The following is a 15468-nucleotide window of genomic DNA, read 5'->3' as shown; positions in this document are numbered from 1 at the left end:
CCAGAGCGGCAGGCGTTTGCGAAACAAAACCGCATGGATGCCAGGGATATTCGCCGGCATGGGGCGGGCCGGCCTCGCTCATTCGTCGTCCGGCAGCGTCGGCAGGGCGCGCAGCGCCTGCTCGTAACCGGCGCTGTCGAAGGCGCGGTCGGCGGCGAGCATGGCGTTGATCTCGTGGGCCAGCACATAGGCCATCATGCCCAGCGCCTCGTCGCGTTCGTAGCCGACCAGGGTCAGCTTGTTGAATACGGCACGCGCCGCCGGTGGGTTTTCGCTGTCGATCTGGTTCTCGATGGCCTGGATCAGCTTTTCCTCGGCGAAGCCGTCTTCCTGATTGTCGTCCTGTTCGCTCATCGGGCATTCCTCGTTCTGGCGCAAAGTACCGCTTGTGCGGCGGCGGGAAGTTGTCCACCCTGCTTGGCCAATGGATGGCCGCGAGGGCAGCGATACCCGACATGATCACCTATTACGTCCTTTCCGGCGACCGCCTGGAGCGGCACGCCCATGCCGACAGCCAGCAGGGCCTGCCGCCAGGCACCCTGTGGATCGACCTGCAGCACCCGACCCCCGAAGAGGAGCGCCTGCTCGAATCGCACTTGCAGGTGAACATCCCGACTCGCGAGGAAATGGCCGAGATCGAGGATTCCTCGCGCTTCTACGAGGACGGCAACGTCCTCTACATGACCACCTCGGTGGTCGGCGGGATCACCGAGCACCGGCCGAACACCGAGGAAGTCACCTTCGTCCTCAGCGAGAAGTGGCTGATCACCGTGCGCTACGCCGACCTGCGTTCGTTCCGCGAGTTCGAGAACCGCTGTATCCGCCAGCTCGACGCCAACCGCAGCAGCACCCAGCTGTTCGCCCTGATGATGGACAGCCTGGTGGACCGTATCGCCGACGTGCTGGAAGCGGTGCAGGGGCAACTGAGCAGCATGTCGCGGGAAATCTTCGCCGAGTCGACCACCCAGACCCGCAAGCCGAAGACCGACCTGCAGCAGATCATCAAGCACCTCGGGCGCAGCAGCTCGCTGCTGTCCAAGCTCAACGACAGCCTGCTCAGCATCAACCGGATGAACAGCTACTTCCGCCAGGGCTGCAATGGCTGGCTCTCCGAGCCGGCCAAGGTCCTGGCGAAGACCGTGGAGCGCGACGTGCGCTCGCTCGACGAGTACCTGGCGAAGATGTCCACCGAGATCAATTTCCTCCTCGACGCCACCCTGGGCCTGATCAACATCGAGCAGAACAGCATCATCAAGGTGTTCTCCATCGCCGCCGTGCTGTTCCTGCCACCGACCCTGGTGGGCACGGTGTACGGCATGAACTTCAAGGACATGCCCGAGCTGGACTGGTCCATCGGCTATCCGATGGCGCTGGGGATGATGGTGGTGTCGGCGATCCTTCCGTACCTGTGGTTCAAGTTCAAGAACTGGCTCTGAGGATCCGCGAGGCGGCGCCGGACGGCGCCGCCGGGAGACTCAGCGCTGGGCGAGCAATTGCCGGCCGCGGGCAACGGCGGCGCGGACCTGGTTCGGCGCGGTGCCGCCGATGTGGTCGCGGGCATTGACCGAGCCTTCCAGGGTCAGCACGGCGAAGACGTCGGCGTCGATCTGCTCGCTGAAGCGGCGCAGTTCGTCGAGGCTCATCTCGGCGAGGTCCTTGCCGCTGTCCACGCCATATTTCACCGCGTGGCCGACGATCTCGTGGCAATCGCGGAACGGCAGGCCCTTGCGCACGAGGTAGTCGGCCAGGTCGGTGGCGGTGGAGAAACCGCGCCGCGCCGCCTCGCGCATGACCTCGCGCCGCGGCCGGATCGCCGGGACCATGTCGGCGAAGGCGCGCAGGCTGTCGCGCAGGGTGTCGGCGGCGTCGAACAGCGGCTCCTTGTCTTCCTGGTTGTCCTTGTTGTAGGCCAGCGGCTGGCCTTTCATCAGGGTCAGCAGGCCGGTGAGGGCGCCGAACACCCGGCCGGACTTGCCGCGCACCAGTTCCGGCACGTCGGGGTTCTTCTTCTGCGGCATGATCGAGGAGCCGGTGCAGAAGCGGTCGGGCAGGTCGATGAACTGGAACTGCGCGCTGGTCCACAGCACCAGCTCTTCCGAGAAGCGCGACAGGTGCATCATCGCCAGGCTGGCGGCGGCGCAGAATTCGATGGCGAAGTCGCGGTCGGAAACGCCGTCCAGGGAGTTGCCGCCGATGGCCTCGAAGCCGAGCAACTGGCAGGTGATCTCGCGCTGGATCGGATAGGTGGTGCCGGCCAGGGCGGCCGAGCCGAGCGGCATGCGGTTGACCCGCCTGTGGCAGTCGACCAGGCGCTCGTAGTCGCGGCCGAGCATCTCGAACCAGGCCAGCAGGTGGTGGCCGAAGGTCACCGGCTGGGCGGTCTGCAGGTGGGTGAAGCCGGGCATGATGGTATCGGCCTCCGCTTCGGCCAGGCCGAGCAGGCCCTGTTGCAGGCGGGTGATCTCGGCGAGGATGGTATCGATCTCGTCGCGCAGCCAGAGGCGGATGTCGGTCGCCACCTGGTCGTTGCGCGAGCGGCCGGTATGGAGTTTCTTGCCGGTGACGCCGATGCGGTCGGTGAGGCGCGCCTCGATGTTCATGTGCACGTCTTCCAGGTCGACGCGCCAGTCGAAGCTACCCGCCTCGATTTCCGCCTGGATCTGCTGCAGGCCGTCGACGATGGCGTCACGCTCGGCGTCGCTGAGCACGCCGACCTTGGCCAGCATCGTGGCGTGGGCGATGGAACCCATGATGTCGTGGCGGTAGAGACGCTTGTCGAAGTCGACGGAGGCGGTGAAACGGGCGACGAAGGCGTCGACGGGCTCGCTGAAGCGGCCGCCCCAGGACTGATTGGTCTTCTCTACGCTCATGGTATCTCTCGCTGCAACAAGAAACGGACAGGCCGCGCGGCCTGCGTGACGGGCAAAGTGCGACGATGATAGCAGGCCGGGAGGCAAAACCGGCGGCGCGTCGACGAAGCCGGAGCGAGCGGTGTTTCGCGGTTTTTTGCGGCAGATGGCATTTCGGTACTTTATTTCGCCCGTACGCCCGCGGCCGTCTTGCGGGCGTCACGGGCCTTGCGGAAACTCTGGCGATGCCTATCCGACTCAAGCCCGGCCGTTCGCCCCGGCCGGCCGTCCACGACGATTTCTTCATTCCCGAGCTCTGCGAGGCCGAGGCCCTGTTCACCCTGGTGCTGCTGGCGGAGCTGCTGGTGCTGGTGCTGGTGCTGGCGGAGCCGATGACGCCGAGCTTCAACTGGGTGCGCCTGGCCCTGGCCTCTCTGTTCGTGCAGTGGATCGTGCTGCTCTCGGCGGCGCTGTTCTGCCGCTTGCGACCGTTGCTCGCGCGCTTGCCGGTGGCACTGGCGGGGGGCGCCTGCAGCCTGCTGGTGGTGCTCCTGACCCTGGGCTGCACCGCGGTGGCCGAGCACTACCAGTTGGGTGGTGAACTGAGTCGTGCCGGCGAGGTCAACCTGTATCTGCGGCATGCGCTGATCGCGCTGATCATGTCGGCCCTGGTGCTGCGCTACTTTTACCTGCAGAGCCAATGGCGCCGGCAGCAGCAGGCCGAGTTGCAGGCGCGCCTGGAGTCCCTGCAGGCGCGGATCCGTCCGCACTTCCTGTTCAACAGCCTGAACAGCATCGCCAGCCTGATCGGGCTGGACCCGCTCAAGGCCGAGCATGCGGTGCTGGACCTGTCCGACCTGTTCAGGGCCAGCCTGGCCAGGCCCGGCACTTTAGTTACCTGGGAGGAGGAACTGGCGCTGGCGAGGCGCTATCTTTCCATTGAGCAGTATCGTCTTGGCGATCGCCTGCAACTGGACTGGCAGGTGCACGGGGTGCCGGCCAACCTGCCGATTCCCCAACTGACCTTGCAGCCGCTGCTGGAAAATGCGCTTATCTATGGCATCCAGCCGCGGGTCGAAGGTGGCCTGGTGCAGGTCGAGGCGGTCTATCGTGAAGGAGTGTTCCAGCTGTGTGTGAGCAACCCCTACGACGAGGCGCTCGAGTCGCCGCCGTCGAAAGGCACGCGACAGGCGTTACACAATATCGATGCACGACTTGGGGCACTTTTCGGGCCTAAAGCGAGTCTCAGCGTCGAGCGCCGTGACGGACGGCACTACACCTGTCTACGCTATCCATGTGCGCGACTCATGCAGGAAGCCTGAGCTTATGAATGTCCTGATTGTCGATGACGAACCTCTGGCGCGAGAGCGCCTGGCCCGATTGGTAGGGCAACTGGACGGCTATCGCGTCCTCGAGCCCTCGGCCAGCAATGGCGAAGAAGCGCTGACGCTGATCGACAGCCTCAAGCCCGATATCGTCCTGCTGGATATCCGCATGCCCGGTCTGGACGGCCTCCAGGTCGCGGCCAGACTCTGCGAGCGGGAAGCCCCGCCCGCGGTGATCTTCTGCACGGCCCATGACGAATTCGCCCTGGAAGCCTTCCAGGTCAGCGCCGTGGGCTATCTGGTCAAGCCGGTGCGCAGCGAGGACCTGGCCGAAGCGCTGAAGAAGGCCTCGCGGCCGAACCGCGTGCAGCTGGCCGCGCTGACCAAGCCTCCGGCCGCCGGTGGCAGCGGACCGCGCAGCCACATCAGCGCGCGGACCCGCAAGGGGATCGAACTGATCCCCCTGGAGGACGTGATCTTCTTCATTGCCGACCACAAGTACGTGACCCTGCGCCATGCGCAGGGCGAAGTGCTGCTGGACGAGCCGTTGAAGGCTCTGGAGGACGAGTTCGGCGAACGCTTCGTGCGTATCCACCGCAACGCCCTGGTCGCCCGCGAACGGATCGAACGCCTACAGCGTACGCCGCTGGGGCATTTCCAGCTCTATCTGAAAGGACTCGATGGCGATGCGCTGACCGTCAGCCGACGGCACGTGGCCGGCGTCAGGCGCCTGATGCACCAGCTCTGACGAGCGCTGGCGGTTCGCCGGCGCCCGGGGTGCGGCTATCGGGCCCAGCGCCCGCGCACCCGGGCGCGAACTGTTATGATGCGTGCATCCTTGTGCACGGAATATCCCATGTCGTCCCGCGAAATCCGCATCGCCACCCGCCAGAGCGCCCTCGCCTTGTGGCAGGCCGAATACGTCAAGGCGCGCCTGGAACAGGCCCATCCCGACCTGACCGTCACCCTGCTGCCGATGACCAGTCGCGGCGACAAGCTGCTCGACGCGCCGCTGGCGAAGATCGGCGGCAAGGGCCTGTTCGTCAAGGAGCTGGAGACCGCCCTGCTCGAGGGCGCCGCCGACATCGCGGTGCACTCGATGAAGGACGTGCCGATGGACTTCCCCGAAGGCCTTGGCCTCTACACCATCTGCGAGCGCGAAGACCCGCGTGACGCCTTCGTCTCGAACACCTACGCGAGCCTCGACCAACTGCCCGCCGGCAGCGTGGTCGGCACCTCCAGCCTGCGCCGCCAGGCGCAACTGCTGGCGCGCCGGCCGGACCTGCAGATCCGCTTCCTGCGTGGCAACGTCAACACCCGCCTGGCCAAGCTGGATGCCGGCGAGTACGACGCGATCATCCTCGCCGCCGCCGGCCTGATCCGCCTCGGCTTCGAGTCGCGCATCCGTTCCTCGATCAGCGTCGACGACAGCCTGCCCGCCGGTGGCCAGGGCGCGGTCGGCATCGAGTGCCGCACCGCCGACGCCGACCTGCACGCCCTGCTGGCGCCCCTGCACCACGCCGATACGGCGCTGCGGGTCACTGCCGAGCGCGCGCTGAACAAGCGCCTCAACGGTGGCTGCCAGGTGCCGATCGCCTGCTACGCGATTCGCGAGGGTGACCAACTGTGGCTGCGCGGCCTGGTCGGCCAGCCTGACGGCAGCCAGTTGCTGCGGGCCGAAGGGCGGGCGCCCCTGGCGCAGGCCGAGGCGCTGGGCGTACAGGTGGCCGACGACCTCCTGGCGCAGGGCGCCGAGGCGATCCTCGCAGCGGTCTATGGCGAGGCTGGGCATCCGTGAGCGCCTGGCGGCTCCTGCTGACGCGGCCCGAAGAGGAATGCGCGGCGCTGGCCGCCACCCTCGGCGAGGCGGGAGTCCATTGCAGCAGCCTGCCGCTGCTGGCGATCGATCCGCTGGAAGAGACGCCGGAGCAGCGCGCGCTGATGCTCGACCTGGATCGCTACTGCGCGGTGCTGGTGGTCAGCAAGCCGGCCGCGCGCCTTGGCCTGGAGCGGCTCGACCGCTACTGGCCGCAACCCCCGCAGCAGGCCTGGTTCAGCGTCGGCGCGGCGACCGCGGCGATCCTCGAGGACTACGGCCTCTGCGTAACCTATCCTGAGCAAGGCGACGACAGCGAAGCGCTGCTGGCGCTGTCGGCGTTCCAGGACTCCCTGCGCGTGCATGATCCGAAAGTGCTGATCATGCGCGGCGAAGGTGGCCGAGAATTTCTCGCCGAGCGCCTGCGCGGCCAAGGCGTGCAGGTGGACTACCTGCCACTCTACCGGCGCCGGGCTCCGGAATATCCTCCCGGGGAGCCGCTGGCAAGGGTGCGGGCGGAACGCCTGAACGGCCTGGTGGTCAGCAGTGGACAGGGTTTGCAAAATCTGTATCAGTTGGCGGCAGCCGATTGGCCCGAGATCTGCCGGTTGCCGCTGTTCGTGCCCAGCCCGCGAGTCGCCGAAATGGCGCGCGAACTGGGTGCGCAACGGGTGATTGATTGCCGGGGCGCGAGCGCGCCGGCCTTGCTGGCGGCCCTGACGAGCGCCGCCTAGAACTTTCTTGACCAAAGGATGGACCTGTGAGCGAAGCAGTCACTCCCCAAGACGACGCACGAACTTCCACTTCCACCCCTTCTCCCACGCCTTCGGCACCCACGCGTTCCGGCGCCGGTACCGGCCTGGCGCTGCTCGCCCTGCTGGTGGGTTTGGCGGGCCTCGGCGCGGGCGGCTGGAGCTTCTGGCAGGTCCAGCAGTTGCAGGGCAAGGAACGCGACCAGCTGGCGCAACTGGACGACACCCGTGGCAAGACCGAATCCCTGGCCCAGCGCAACCAGCAACTGGCGGCGCGCCTGGACGCCCTGCCCACGGCGGACGAACTGGAAGCGCGGCGGCGCCTGGTGGTGGAGTTGCAAGGCGACCAGCAGCACCTCGGCGAACAATTGAAGAAGGTCCTCGGCCAGAGCCGCCAGCAATGGCGACTGGCCGAGGCCGAGCATCTGCTGCGCCTGGCCAGCCTGCGCCTATCGGCGCTGCAGGACGTGGGCAGCGCCACCGAACTGGTGCAGGGCGCCGACGACATCCTGCGTGCGCAGAACGATCCCGGCGCCTACGCCGCCCGTGCCAAGCTGGCCGCCAGCCTGGAAGCGTTGCGTGCGCTGCCGGAGCCGGACCGCACCGGCCTCTTCGTGCAACTGGCGGCGCTGCGCGAGCAGGTCAACCAGTTGCAGCCGCTCACCCCGACCTTCAAGGAAGGCGAAGGCGGCGCCAGCAACGTTGCCTGGGGCGACGGCAACAGCACCTGGGAGCTGTGGTGGGAGAAGATCTCGCGCTACATTCGCATCGACTTCAACGCCGGCCAGGACATTCGTCCGCTGCTGGCCGGTGAACAGCTGGCGCAGGTGCGCCTGACCATCGGCCTGGCCCTGGAGCAGGCGCAGTGGGCTGCGCTGAACGGCAAGCAGGAGGTCTACCAGCAAGCGCTGAAACAGGCCCAGGATGTGCTGGACGGCTATTTCAACGTGGAGCTGGCCGACAGCCGCGCGTTGAAGCTGCGTATCGACGAGCTGGCGAAGCAGCCGGTCACCGTGCAGGCGCCTGACCTCGCGCCGGCACTGAGTGCCTTGCAGGCCTACGTGTCGCGCCGTGAGGCCGCCGGCAACCTGGCGCCCGAGCCGCAGGCGGCGCCGGCCGCGGAGGGTCGTCCATGAGACGCGTCTACCTCCTGATCCTGGCGGTGGTGCTGGTCGCCACGCTGGTGGGGCTGGCGATCTCCGAGCAGGCCGGCTACGTGCTGATCGCCTATAAGAGCTTCCGCTACGAATCCAGCCTGTGGTCGTTCCTCGCCCTGCTGGCGGTGGTCTGGCTGCTGGTGGTGCTGGTGCGCCTGGTCCTGCGCCTGCTCGGCAGCTCGGGGCGGGTGGTCAACCCCTGGTCGCGCTACAACCGCCGGCGTCGCGTGCAGATGGCCGAGCACAGCGGCCTGCGCGATCTCGGCGAGGGCAACTGGCCGCAGGCGTTGCGCCATCTGCGGCGGGCGGCGGAGATGGGCGAGCGGCCGCTGATGCATTACCTCGGCGCGGCACGGGCCGCCAACGAACTCGAACGTTACGACGAGGCCGACGACCTGCTGAACCGGGCTCGCGAGCGCGAGCCCGACGCCCAGTTGCTGGTCGGCCTGACCCGCGCGCAGCTGTTGATCAATCGCGGCGACTACCCGCAGGCGCGCAATACCCTCGAGGAGCTCCACGGCCTGCAGCCCCAGCACCGCACCGTGCTGCGCCTGCTACAGCAACTGTACGTCACCCAGCACGACTGGCAGGCACTCTGCGTGCTGTTGCCGGAGCTGCGCAAGGAGCGCGTGCTGAAGGATTCCGAACTGCGCGACCTGGAACGCCGGGCCTGGGTGGCCTCCTTGCAGGAGGCCGGCGAGCGCGGCCTGAACGAAGGCGAGACGGCGCTGCAGCCGTTGACCCAGCGCTGGCAGAACGTGCCGTCGGCGTTGCGCGGCGATCCTGCTGTCGTCGCCGGCTATGCCGCCCAGCTTCTGCGCCTGGGCGCCGAGGAGGAGGCCGAGGAGGTGCTCCGCCATGCGCTCAAGCAGGGTTTCGACGCGACCCTGGTGCAGCTCTACGGGCAGGTGCGCGGGCGTGATCCGGCCAAGCAGTTGCAGGCTGCCGAAGGCTGGCTCAAGGAACATCCGGACGATCCCGGCCTGCTGCTGACCCTGGGCCGCCTGTGCCTGGTCAACAAACTCTGGGGCAAGGCGCGGGAGTATCTGGAAGCCAGCCTGAGCTTCCAGCGCAGCGCCGAGACCTGCGCCGAGCTGGGGCGCCTGCTGGCGCAACTGGGCGAAGTCGAGCGCAGCAACCAGCTGTTCCAGGAAGGGCTGGTCCTCCTCGATCGTCGCACGCCGGGCCTGCCGGTGGTGGTGGCCGGGGTCTGAGCGAAGGGGCGCCAGGCGCTGGCGCCCGCGACGGACCATCGGATGACCGTGGCACCTTGTCGCAGAGGGTCGGGCAGGGCTCGGAGCGGACCGCCGCAAGGCCGTCTTGCGGCTTGAAACGGGCGAAGGCTTTCCACTACCGTAGGCGGCCTTTCTTCTCCATCCCGTGGAACCGCCATGCTCCTGGCCAGCCCCCGCCTGCTTTTCCTTCTCGCGTTCCTGGCCTGTGTCGCCCTCATGGGCGGGGCGCTGTACCTGGAACACGCGGTGGGCCTGGAACCTTGCCCGCTATGCATCGTGCAGCGGATCTTCCTGGTCCTCATCGGCCTCGTCTGCCTCGCCGGCGCGATCCATGGGCCGGCCCGGAGCGGACGACGCATCTATTCCGTGCTGGTATTCCTGCTCGCCCTCCTTGGCGGTGCGACCGCCGCCCGTCAGGTATGGTTGCAGACGGTGCCGCTGGAGCAGTTGCCGGCCTGCCTGCCGAGCCTTGACTACATGATGGAGGCGCTGCCGTTCCAGGAGATCGTCCGCCTGGTTCTGCATGGCACCGCCGACTGTGCCGAGGTCAGTTGGACGCTGTTCACCCTGAGTCTTCCGGAGTGGAGCCTGCTGGCCTTCGTCGCCTATCTCGGCTTCTCCATCATGCAGTTCCTGCGCCGCGCCTGAGCGGCTCCTGCGCGTCGCCGCGTCGATCGTGGCGATTTCGCGAAAACCAGAGCGGATGCGGGATACCGATCAAACATCCGTATGAATTTTTCTGTACGGGCGTCTTGAAGGGGTCACCCCGGGGGCATAATCTGGCTTTCCGTAGCGCCGGAGTCCGCCCCTTGCACAGGTGTTCTCCACAGAGCGCAGAGAGTGCGTCAGCAATGCGTCTCGGAGCGGACGATGATTCTCCGGGACGTCCGAAGAGGGAAGCGAGGACAACATGCTCGAAAGCTGCCGTAATGCCCAAGAGCGGTGGGGGGGCGTGCACCAGTTGATCGATCGCTGGCTGCATGAGCGCCAGCAACTGGTGCAGGCCTTCGACGCCCTGAGCGGTATTCAGGCGCCGGCGCCCAACGCCGAAGAACTCCAGCATTTCTGCCAGTTGCTGCTGGACTACGTATCCGCCGGACACTTCGAGGTCTACGAACAACTGACCGCGGAAGGCAAGGCCTTCGGCGACCAGCGCGGTCTGGAACTGGCCAAGCAGATCTTTCCCCGGCTGGAAGCCATCACCGAGTCCGCGCTCAACTTCAATGATCGCTGCGACAATGGCGACTGCCGCGAAGGCGCCTGCCTGATCGCGGAGCTGAAGTCCCTGCGGCAGCAGTTGCACGAACGCTTCGAGCTGGAGGACTGCCTCATCGAGGTCCTGCACACCGCTCACAGCCAGAGCGATGCGGAGGGTTCGGCCGTCCCGGTCTGAGCCGAGGGCCTGCCTCCTCGGAACGGCGCGTTTCCCTATGGAGCGCGCCGTTCTCGTATTCAGCGGGCGCCCAGCAGTTCGATCTCGAAGACCAGCGGGGCGTCTGCCGGGATCAGGTCGCCGGCGCCTTCGTGCCCATAGGCCTGCGCCGAGGGAATCACCACTCGCCAGCGCGCACCGATGGGCATCGCCCGCAACGCTGTGCGCCATCCTTCGATCACGCTGTCCAGGGCGAACCACTCGGCTCGCTCGCTTTCATCGAACACCTGGCCGCCAGCAAGCAGGCCGCGATAGCGGACCTGTACCTGGGTTGCGCTGCCGATGCCCATGCCCTGGGCGCGGCGCAGTTCGCTGACGAGCACGCCGCCGGTCAGTTCGCGGACGCCGAAGCGGGCTTTTTCGTTGGCCAGGAAGCGCGCTTCGACGGGCGTGGTGGGCGCTCGCGCCGGCGTGGAGTTGTCCTGTTGCGCCAGCAGCCGTTCGATACGCTCGGGCGGCAGTTCGAGCTCCTCTGCGCGATAGGCCCGTTCCAGTCCCCTGAGCAGCTCGGCAAGCTCCAGCCCGGGCATTTCCTGCAGCAGTCGGGTGCCCAGCCGAGCGCCTACGGCATAGGCCAGCTCATCCCTGGGCGGGGCGGCGAAAAGCGGCAGCGGCAATAGCAGCAGGGCGATGAGGAGGCGGTGCGGCATGCGGTTTCTCCAGGCGATTCGGCGGGCCAACCTGACGGGCGCCGCTTGTAGCGCATCGAACCCGTTGGCGAGAGGGGCTGTGCGGGTCTAGTATGGGCGCAACCACGTCCGCCTGGAGGCACGTCATGTCGGCCAACAAGAAGCCCGTCACCACCCCCTTGCACCTGCTGCACCAACTTTCCCATAGCCTTGTCGAGCACCTGGAAGGTGCGTGCAAACAAGCGCTGGTCGATTCGGAAAAACTGCTGGCCAAACTCGAAAAGCAACGTGGCAAAGCCCAGGAAAAGCTGCACAAGGCGCGGACCAAGCTGCAGGATGCGGCCAAGGCAGGCAAGACCAAGGCCCAGGCCAAGGCGCGTGAGTCCATCAGCGACCTGGAAGAGGCGCTGGATACCCTGAAGGCGCGGCAGGCGGACACTCGTACCTACATCGTCGGCCTCAAGCGCGATGTACAGGAAAGCCTCAGGCTGGCGCAGGGCGTCGGCAAGGTGAAGGAAGCCGCCGGCAAGGCGCTGGAAAGCCGCAAGGCCAAGCCTGTCGCGAAACCGGCGGCGAAGGCGGCGGCCGCGAAGCCTGCCGCCAAGTCCGCGGCGAAACCCGCTGCGAAACCGGCGGCGAAGACCGCTGCCGCGAAGCCTGCCGCCAAGCTTGCGGCGAAGCCTGCCGCGAAACCGGTGGCCAAGCCGGCGGCGAAGACCGCTGCCGCCAAGCCCGCGGCGAAGCCTGCCGCGAAACCGGCGGCCAAGCCGGTGGCGAAGACCGCTGCCGCGAAGCCTGCCGCCAAGCCCGCGGCGAAGCCTGCCGCGAAACCGGTGGCCAAGCCGGCGGCGAAGTCCGCTGCCGCGAAGCCTGCCGCCAAGCCCGCGGCGAAGCCTGCCGCGAAACCGGCGGCCAAGCCGGCGGCGAAGACCGCGGCCGCGAAGCCTGCCGCCAAGCCTGCGGTGAAGCCCGCTGCGAAACCGGCGGCCAGGCCGGCGGCGAAGACCGCTGCCGCGAAGCCTGTCGCCAAGCCCGCGGCGAAGCCTGCCGCGAAACCGGCGGCGAAAACCGCGGCCACGAAGCCCGCCGCCAAGCCGGCGGTGAAACCTGCCGCGAAACCGGTCGCCGCTCCCGCCGCGAAACCCACCGCTCCCGCCGTCGCTACCCCGGCCGCCGCTCCCGCCAGCAGCCCTGCCGCTCCGGCAGCACCGGCTGCGGGCAGCAATGGCGCCACGCCGACCAGCGCCTCCTAAGGCGCGGTCTGTGAAGCCGCCGAGCCCAGCAGCCGCAGGGCCCGGCGGCCTTCTTCGGTGTCGATGCCCTGGCTGCAGGCCTGCAGCCAGGTGTCGGCCTTGCGTTCCGTTTCCTGTGTGTCCTGCCAGGCCATGGCCAATTCGGCCAGGCGCTGCAGCTGCTCCCGCTCCGCGCGTAGCTCCTGTGCTTTCACTTCCTCGCGAAGTCCTGCCAGGCAGGCATCCTGGAGGGCCGCTTCGCGCCAGGCGCTGCGCAGCCTGCGCAACGGCTCGATGACGGTCTCGCGCCATGGGCGCGCGACGGATTCCAGGGCCTGGGCACGCTCTTTCGAGCAGCGCACGCCACGCCTGCCGAGCCAGGCGGCGACCAGCAGCAGGCAGACGTCCGCTCCCTGTTCCTGCAGCGCCAGGCACGCCGCTTCCACTCCCGGACGGGCATACACGTCCACCGCGAATCTCCAGACATCTCCAGTCATACAGCCTCACGCTCTGCGGGGGCGAAACTGATAAACTCCGCCGCCATGATCCGACTCCTCAATCTTACGCTACAGCGCGGGCCGCAACGCCTCCTGGAAGCTGCCGAACTGACCCTGCATGCCGGCCAGAAGGCCGGCCTGATCGGGGCCAATGGCGCTGGCAAGTCCAGCCTGTTCGCCCTGCTGCGTGGCCAGCTCGGCCAGGACGCCGGCGATTGCCAGCTGCCTGCCGACTGGCGCATCGCGCACATGCGCCAGGAGGTCGATACCCTCGAGCGCCTGGCCGTGGACTATGTGCTCGACGGTGACCTCCGCCTGCGCGAAATCCAGACGGCCCTGGTCGCCGCAGAAGCGGCGCACGACGGCACCGCCCAGGCACGCCTGCACACCGAGCTGGACAACGTCGACGGCTATACCGCCGATGCGCGGGCGCGAAAGCTGCTCGCCGGCCTGGGCTTCGGCAGCGAGCAGATGGAGCGCCGCGTCGGCGACTTCTCCGGTGGCTGGCGGATGCGCCTGAACCTGGCGCAGGCGCTGATGTGCCCGTCCGACCTGCTGTTGCTCGACGAGCCGACCAACCACCTCGACCTCGACGCGATCCTCTGGCTGGAGGACTGGCTCAAGAGCTATCCGGGCACCCTTGTGCTGATTTCCCACGACCGCGACTTCCTCGATGCGGTGGTGGACCACGTGGTGCACCTCGAGAACCGCAAGCTGACTCTTTATCGGGGCGGCTATTCCGCCTTCGAGCGGACCCGTGCCGAGCGCCTGGCGCAACAGCAGCAGGCCTACGAGAAGCAGCAGGCGCAGCGCGCGCACATGGAAAGCTTCATCGCCCGCTTCAAGGCCAAGGCCACCAAGGCGCGCCAGGCGCAGAGCCGGATCAAGGCGCTGGAGCGCCTCGAGGAACTGGCGCCGGCCCACGTCGATTCGCCGTTCAACTTCAGCTTCCGCGAGTCGGACAAGATTTCCCGGCCGCTGCTGGATCTCGGCGACGGCCGCCTCGGCTATGGCGACAAGCCGGTGCTGGAGAAGGTCAAGTTGCAACTGGTGCCCGGCGCGCGCATCGGTCTACTCGGCCCCAACGGCGCCGGCAAGTCGACCCTGATCAAGACCCTGGCTGGCGACCTGCCCGAACTGGGTGGATGCCTGCTGCGCGGCGAGAACCTGGCGATCGGCTACTTCGCCCAGCACCAGCTCGACTCGCTCGATCCGCAGGCCAGCCCGCTGCTGCATCTGCAGCGTATCGCCCCCGGCGAGCGCGAGCAGACCCTCAAGGACTTCCTTGGCGGCTTCGACTTCCGCGGCGCGCGGGTAGACGAGCCGGTGCTGAACTTTTCCGGTGGCGAGAAGGCCCGCCTGGCGCTGGCGCTGATCGCCTGGCAGAAGCCCAACCTGCTGCTGCTCGACGAGCCGACCAACCACCTCGACCTGGAGATGCGCCTGGCCCTGACCATGGCCCTGCAGGAATTTTCCGGGGCGGTGCTGGTGGTTTCCCACGATCGCCACCTGCTCAAGAGCACCACCGACGAGTTCCTCCTGGTCGCCGACGGCCGCGTGGTGCCGTTCGACGGCGACCTCGACGACTACGCCCGCTGGCTGGTCGACTATCGCGCGCGCAAGGCGCCGCAGGCCGAAGCGCTGGCGAGCGTGCCGGCCGAACGCACCGACAGGCGCGCCCAGCGCCAGGCCGCCGCCGCGCTGCGCCAGCAACTGGCGCCGCACAAGCGCGAGGCCGACAGGCTGGAGCGCGAACTCGGCGCGCTGCACGAGAAACTCGCCGCCCTCGAGGCGCGGCTGGGCGACAGCGCATTGTATGAAGCGGCGAGAAAGGACGAATTGCGTGACCTGTTGTCTGAGCAGTCAGGCCTGAAGGCTCGAGAAGGCGAGCTGGAGGAACGTTGGCTGGAGGCGCTGGAAACCCTCGAAGCCTTGCAGAAAGAACTGGAGGCCAGTGAGTGATGGAAGACCTGCAAGTGTTGACGCAGACCTGGAGCGGGCCACTGGTGGTGGCGCTGCAGATCCTGCTCATCCTGCTGGTCGCCTGGCTGCTCCAGCGCCTGGTGCGGCGCACCGTCACCCGTATCGGCGAGCGCTATCCGGTGCCGCCGGAACTTCTCCTGCCGCTGCGTGGCGGCCTGCGCTGGCTGATCATGGTCAGTGCGCTGATCATGGTACTGGAGCGCCTGGGCGTGTCCGCCGAAGTGCTGTGGACCGCGCTGACCGGTTTCGCCGCGGTGGCCGCGGTGGCGTTCTTCGCCATCTGGAGCGTGCTCTCCAACCTGTTCTGCGCGCTGCTGATCTTCACCGTCGGGCCGTTCCGCATCGGCGATCGCGTGGAGCTGATCGACAGCGCCGACAAGCCGGGCGTCAGCGGACGCGTGGTCGCCATCAATCTGTTGTATACGACACTGGAAGAAACCCTCGAGGATGGCTCGCCGGGCCCGCTGCTGCAGGTCCCCAACAGCCTGTTCTTCCAGAAAGCCGTGCGTCGCTGGCGTGGGCCAGGTTTTTCAACTTCAACAAGAAACGGGAAATAAACAT

16 protein-coding genes are annotated in these 15468 nt (G+C 67.5%); 12 read left to right on the top strand and 4 right to left on the bottom strand.

The window, feature by feature from the left end; genetic code table 11:
• Positions 1-78 precede the first annotated feature (78 nt).
• Positions 79-354, bottom strand: coding sequence for a hypothetical protein (locus tag PSPA7_RS28690; protein ID WP_012077873.1), 276 nt, complete (start codon positions 352-354; stop codon positions 79-81).
• A gap of 101 nt (positions 355-455) precedes the next feature.
• On the opposite strand from PSPA7_RS28690, the gene PSPA7_RS28685 reads away from it, so the two are divergent.
• Entirely contained in the window at positions 456-1436 is a 981-nt protein-coding gene (locus PSPA7_RS28685; protein WP_012077872.1) for a magnesium transporter CorA family protein, read from the top strand.
• Between the two features lie 39 nt (positions 1437-1475).
• Here PSPA7_RS28685 and argH read toward each other — a convergent pair whose 3' ends face one another.
• Entirely contained in the window at positions 1476-2870 is a 1395-nt protein-coding gene (gene argH / locus PSPA7_RS28680) for an argininosuccinate lyase (RefSeq protein WP_012077871.1), read from the bottom strand.
• A 224-nt stretch (positions 2871-3094) separates the two neighbouring features.
• Between argH and algZ the strand changes: the two genes are divergently transcribed.
• The 8 genes from algZ to PSPA7_RS28640 all read left to right on the top strand — a co-directional run bounded on the left by algZ (position 3095) and on the right by PSPA7_RS28640 (position 10527).
• The gene (gene algZ / locus PSPA7_RS28675; RefSeq protein ID WP_012077870.1) at positions 3095-4171 is read left to right on the top strand and encodes an alginate biosynthesis two-component system sensor histidine kinase AlgZ; all 1077 of its coding nucleotides are present in this window, start codon (positions 3095-3097) and stop codon (positions 4169-4171) included.
• A 4-nt stretch (positions 4172-4175) separates the two neighbouring features.
• Entirely contained in the window at positions 4176-4922 is a 747-nt protein-coding gene (gene algR / locus PSPA7_RS28670; protein ID WP_003157680.1) for an alginate biosynthesis regulator AlgR, read from the top strand.
• A gap of 108 nt (positions 4923-5030) precedes the next feature.
• Entirely contained in the window at positions 5031-5972 is a 942-nt protein-coding gene (gene hemC, locus PSPA7_RS28665; protein ID WP_012077869.1) for a hydroxymethylbilane synthase, read from the top strand.
• Positions 5969-6724, top strand: a complete 756-nt coding sequence (locus PSPA7_RS28660; protein ID WP_003154602.1) for a uroporphyrinogen-III synthase — start codon at positions 5969-5971, stop codon at positions 6722-6724. Before hemC ends, PSPA7_RS28660 begins: the two co-directional genes overlap by 4 nt.
• Before the next feature lie 26 nt (positions 6725-6750).
• Entirely contained in the window at positions 6751-7878 is a 1128-nt protein-coding gene (locus PSPA7_RS28655; RefSeq protein ID WP_003154603.1) for a uroporphyrinogen-III C-methyltransferase, read from the top strand.
• Positions 7875-9113 carry a heme biosynthesis protein HemY gene (locus PSPA7_RS28650; RefSeq protein WP_003154606.1) on the top strand — a complete coding sequence of 413 codons (1239 nt, stop codon included), beginning with the start codon at positions 7875-7877 and terminating at the stop codon, positions 9111-9113. Before PSPA7_RS28655 ends, PSPA7_RS28650 begins: the two co-directional genes overlap by 4 nt.
• A gap of 177 nt (positions 9114-9290) precedes the next feature.
• A complete protein-coding gene (locus tag PSPA7_RS28645) occupies positions 9291-9782 on the top strand; it encodes a disulfide bond formation protein B (RefSeq protein WP_012077868.1) in 492 nt (163 codons plus the stop codon).
• 262 nt (positions 9783-10044) lie between these two features.
• On the top strand, positions 10045-10527 hold the full coding sequence (locus tag PSPA7_RS28640) for an Rsd/AlgQ family anti-sigma factor (protein WP_003154610.1): 483 nt from the start codon (positions 10045-10047) through the stop codon (positions 10525-10527).
• A 59-nt stretch (positions 10528-10586) separates the two neighbouring features.
• On the opposite strand, the gene PSPA7_RS28635 is transcribed toward PSPA7_RS28640, so the two are convergent.
• Positions 10587-11216, bottom strand: a complete 630-nt coding sequence (locus PSPA7_RS28635; protein WP_012077867.1) for an FKBP-type peptidyl-prolyl cis-trans isomerase — start codon at positions 11214-11216, stop codon at positions 10587-10589.
• A 125-nt stretch (positions 11217-11341) separates the two neighbouring features.
• Here PSPA7_RS28635 and PSPA7_RS28630 point away from each other — a divergent pair, with 125 nt between their 5' ends.
• Positions 11342-12448, top strand: a complete 1107-nt coding sequence (locus tag PSPA7_RS28630) for an AlgP family protein (protein WP_012077866.1) — start codon at positions 11342-11344, stop codon at positions 12446-12448.
• On the opposite strand, the gene PSPA7_RS28625 is transcribed toward PSPA7_RS28630, so the two are convergent.
• The gene (locus tag PSPA7_RS28625; RefSeq protein ID WP_012077865.1) at positions 12445-12924 is read right to left on the bottom strand and encodes a TIGR02444 family protein; all 480 of its coding nucleotides are present in this window, start codon (positions 12922-12924) and stop codon (positions 12445-12447) included. The two genes, PSPA7_RS28630 and PSPA7_RS28625, sit on opposite strands and share 4 nt — an antisense overlap.
• Positions 12925-12969: 45 nt before the next feature.
• Here PSPA7_RS28625 and PSPA7_RS28620 point away from each other — a divergent pair, with 45 nt between their 5' ends.
• Entirely contained in the window at positions 12970-14886 is a 1917-nt protein-coding gene (locus tag PSPA7_RS28620) for an ATP-binding cassette domain-containing protein (protein WP_012077864.1), read from the top strand.
• The gene (locus PSPA7_RS28615) at positions 14886-15464 is read left to right on the top strand and encodes a mechanosensitive ion channel family protein (protein WP_012077863.1); all 579 of its coding nucleotides are present in this window, start codon (positions 14886-14888) and stop codon (positions 15462-15464) included. The genes PSPA7_RS28620 and PSPA7_RS28615 overlap by 1 nt, the downstream gene beginning before the upstream one ends.
• Positions 15465-15468 lie beyond the last annotated feature (4 nt).

This window comes from Pseudomonas paraeruginosa PA7 (assembly GCF_000017205.1).
In the GTDB taxonomy this organism is placed as follows: domain Bacteria; phylum Pseudomonadota; class Gammaproteobacteria; order Pseudomonadales; family Pseudomonadaceae; genus Pseudomonas; species Pseudomonas paraeruginosa.
Note: the sequence above shows the minus strand (reverse complement) of the source record. Positions and strands in the feature narration are given on the sequence as shown.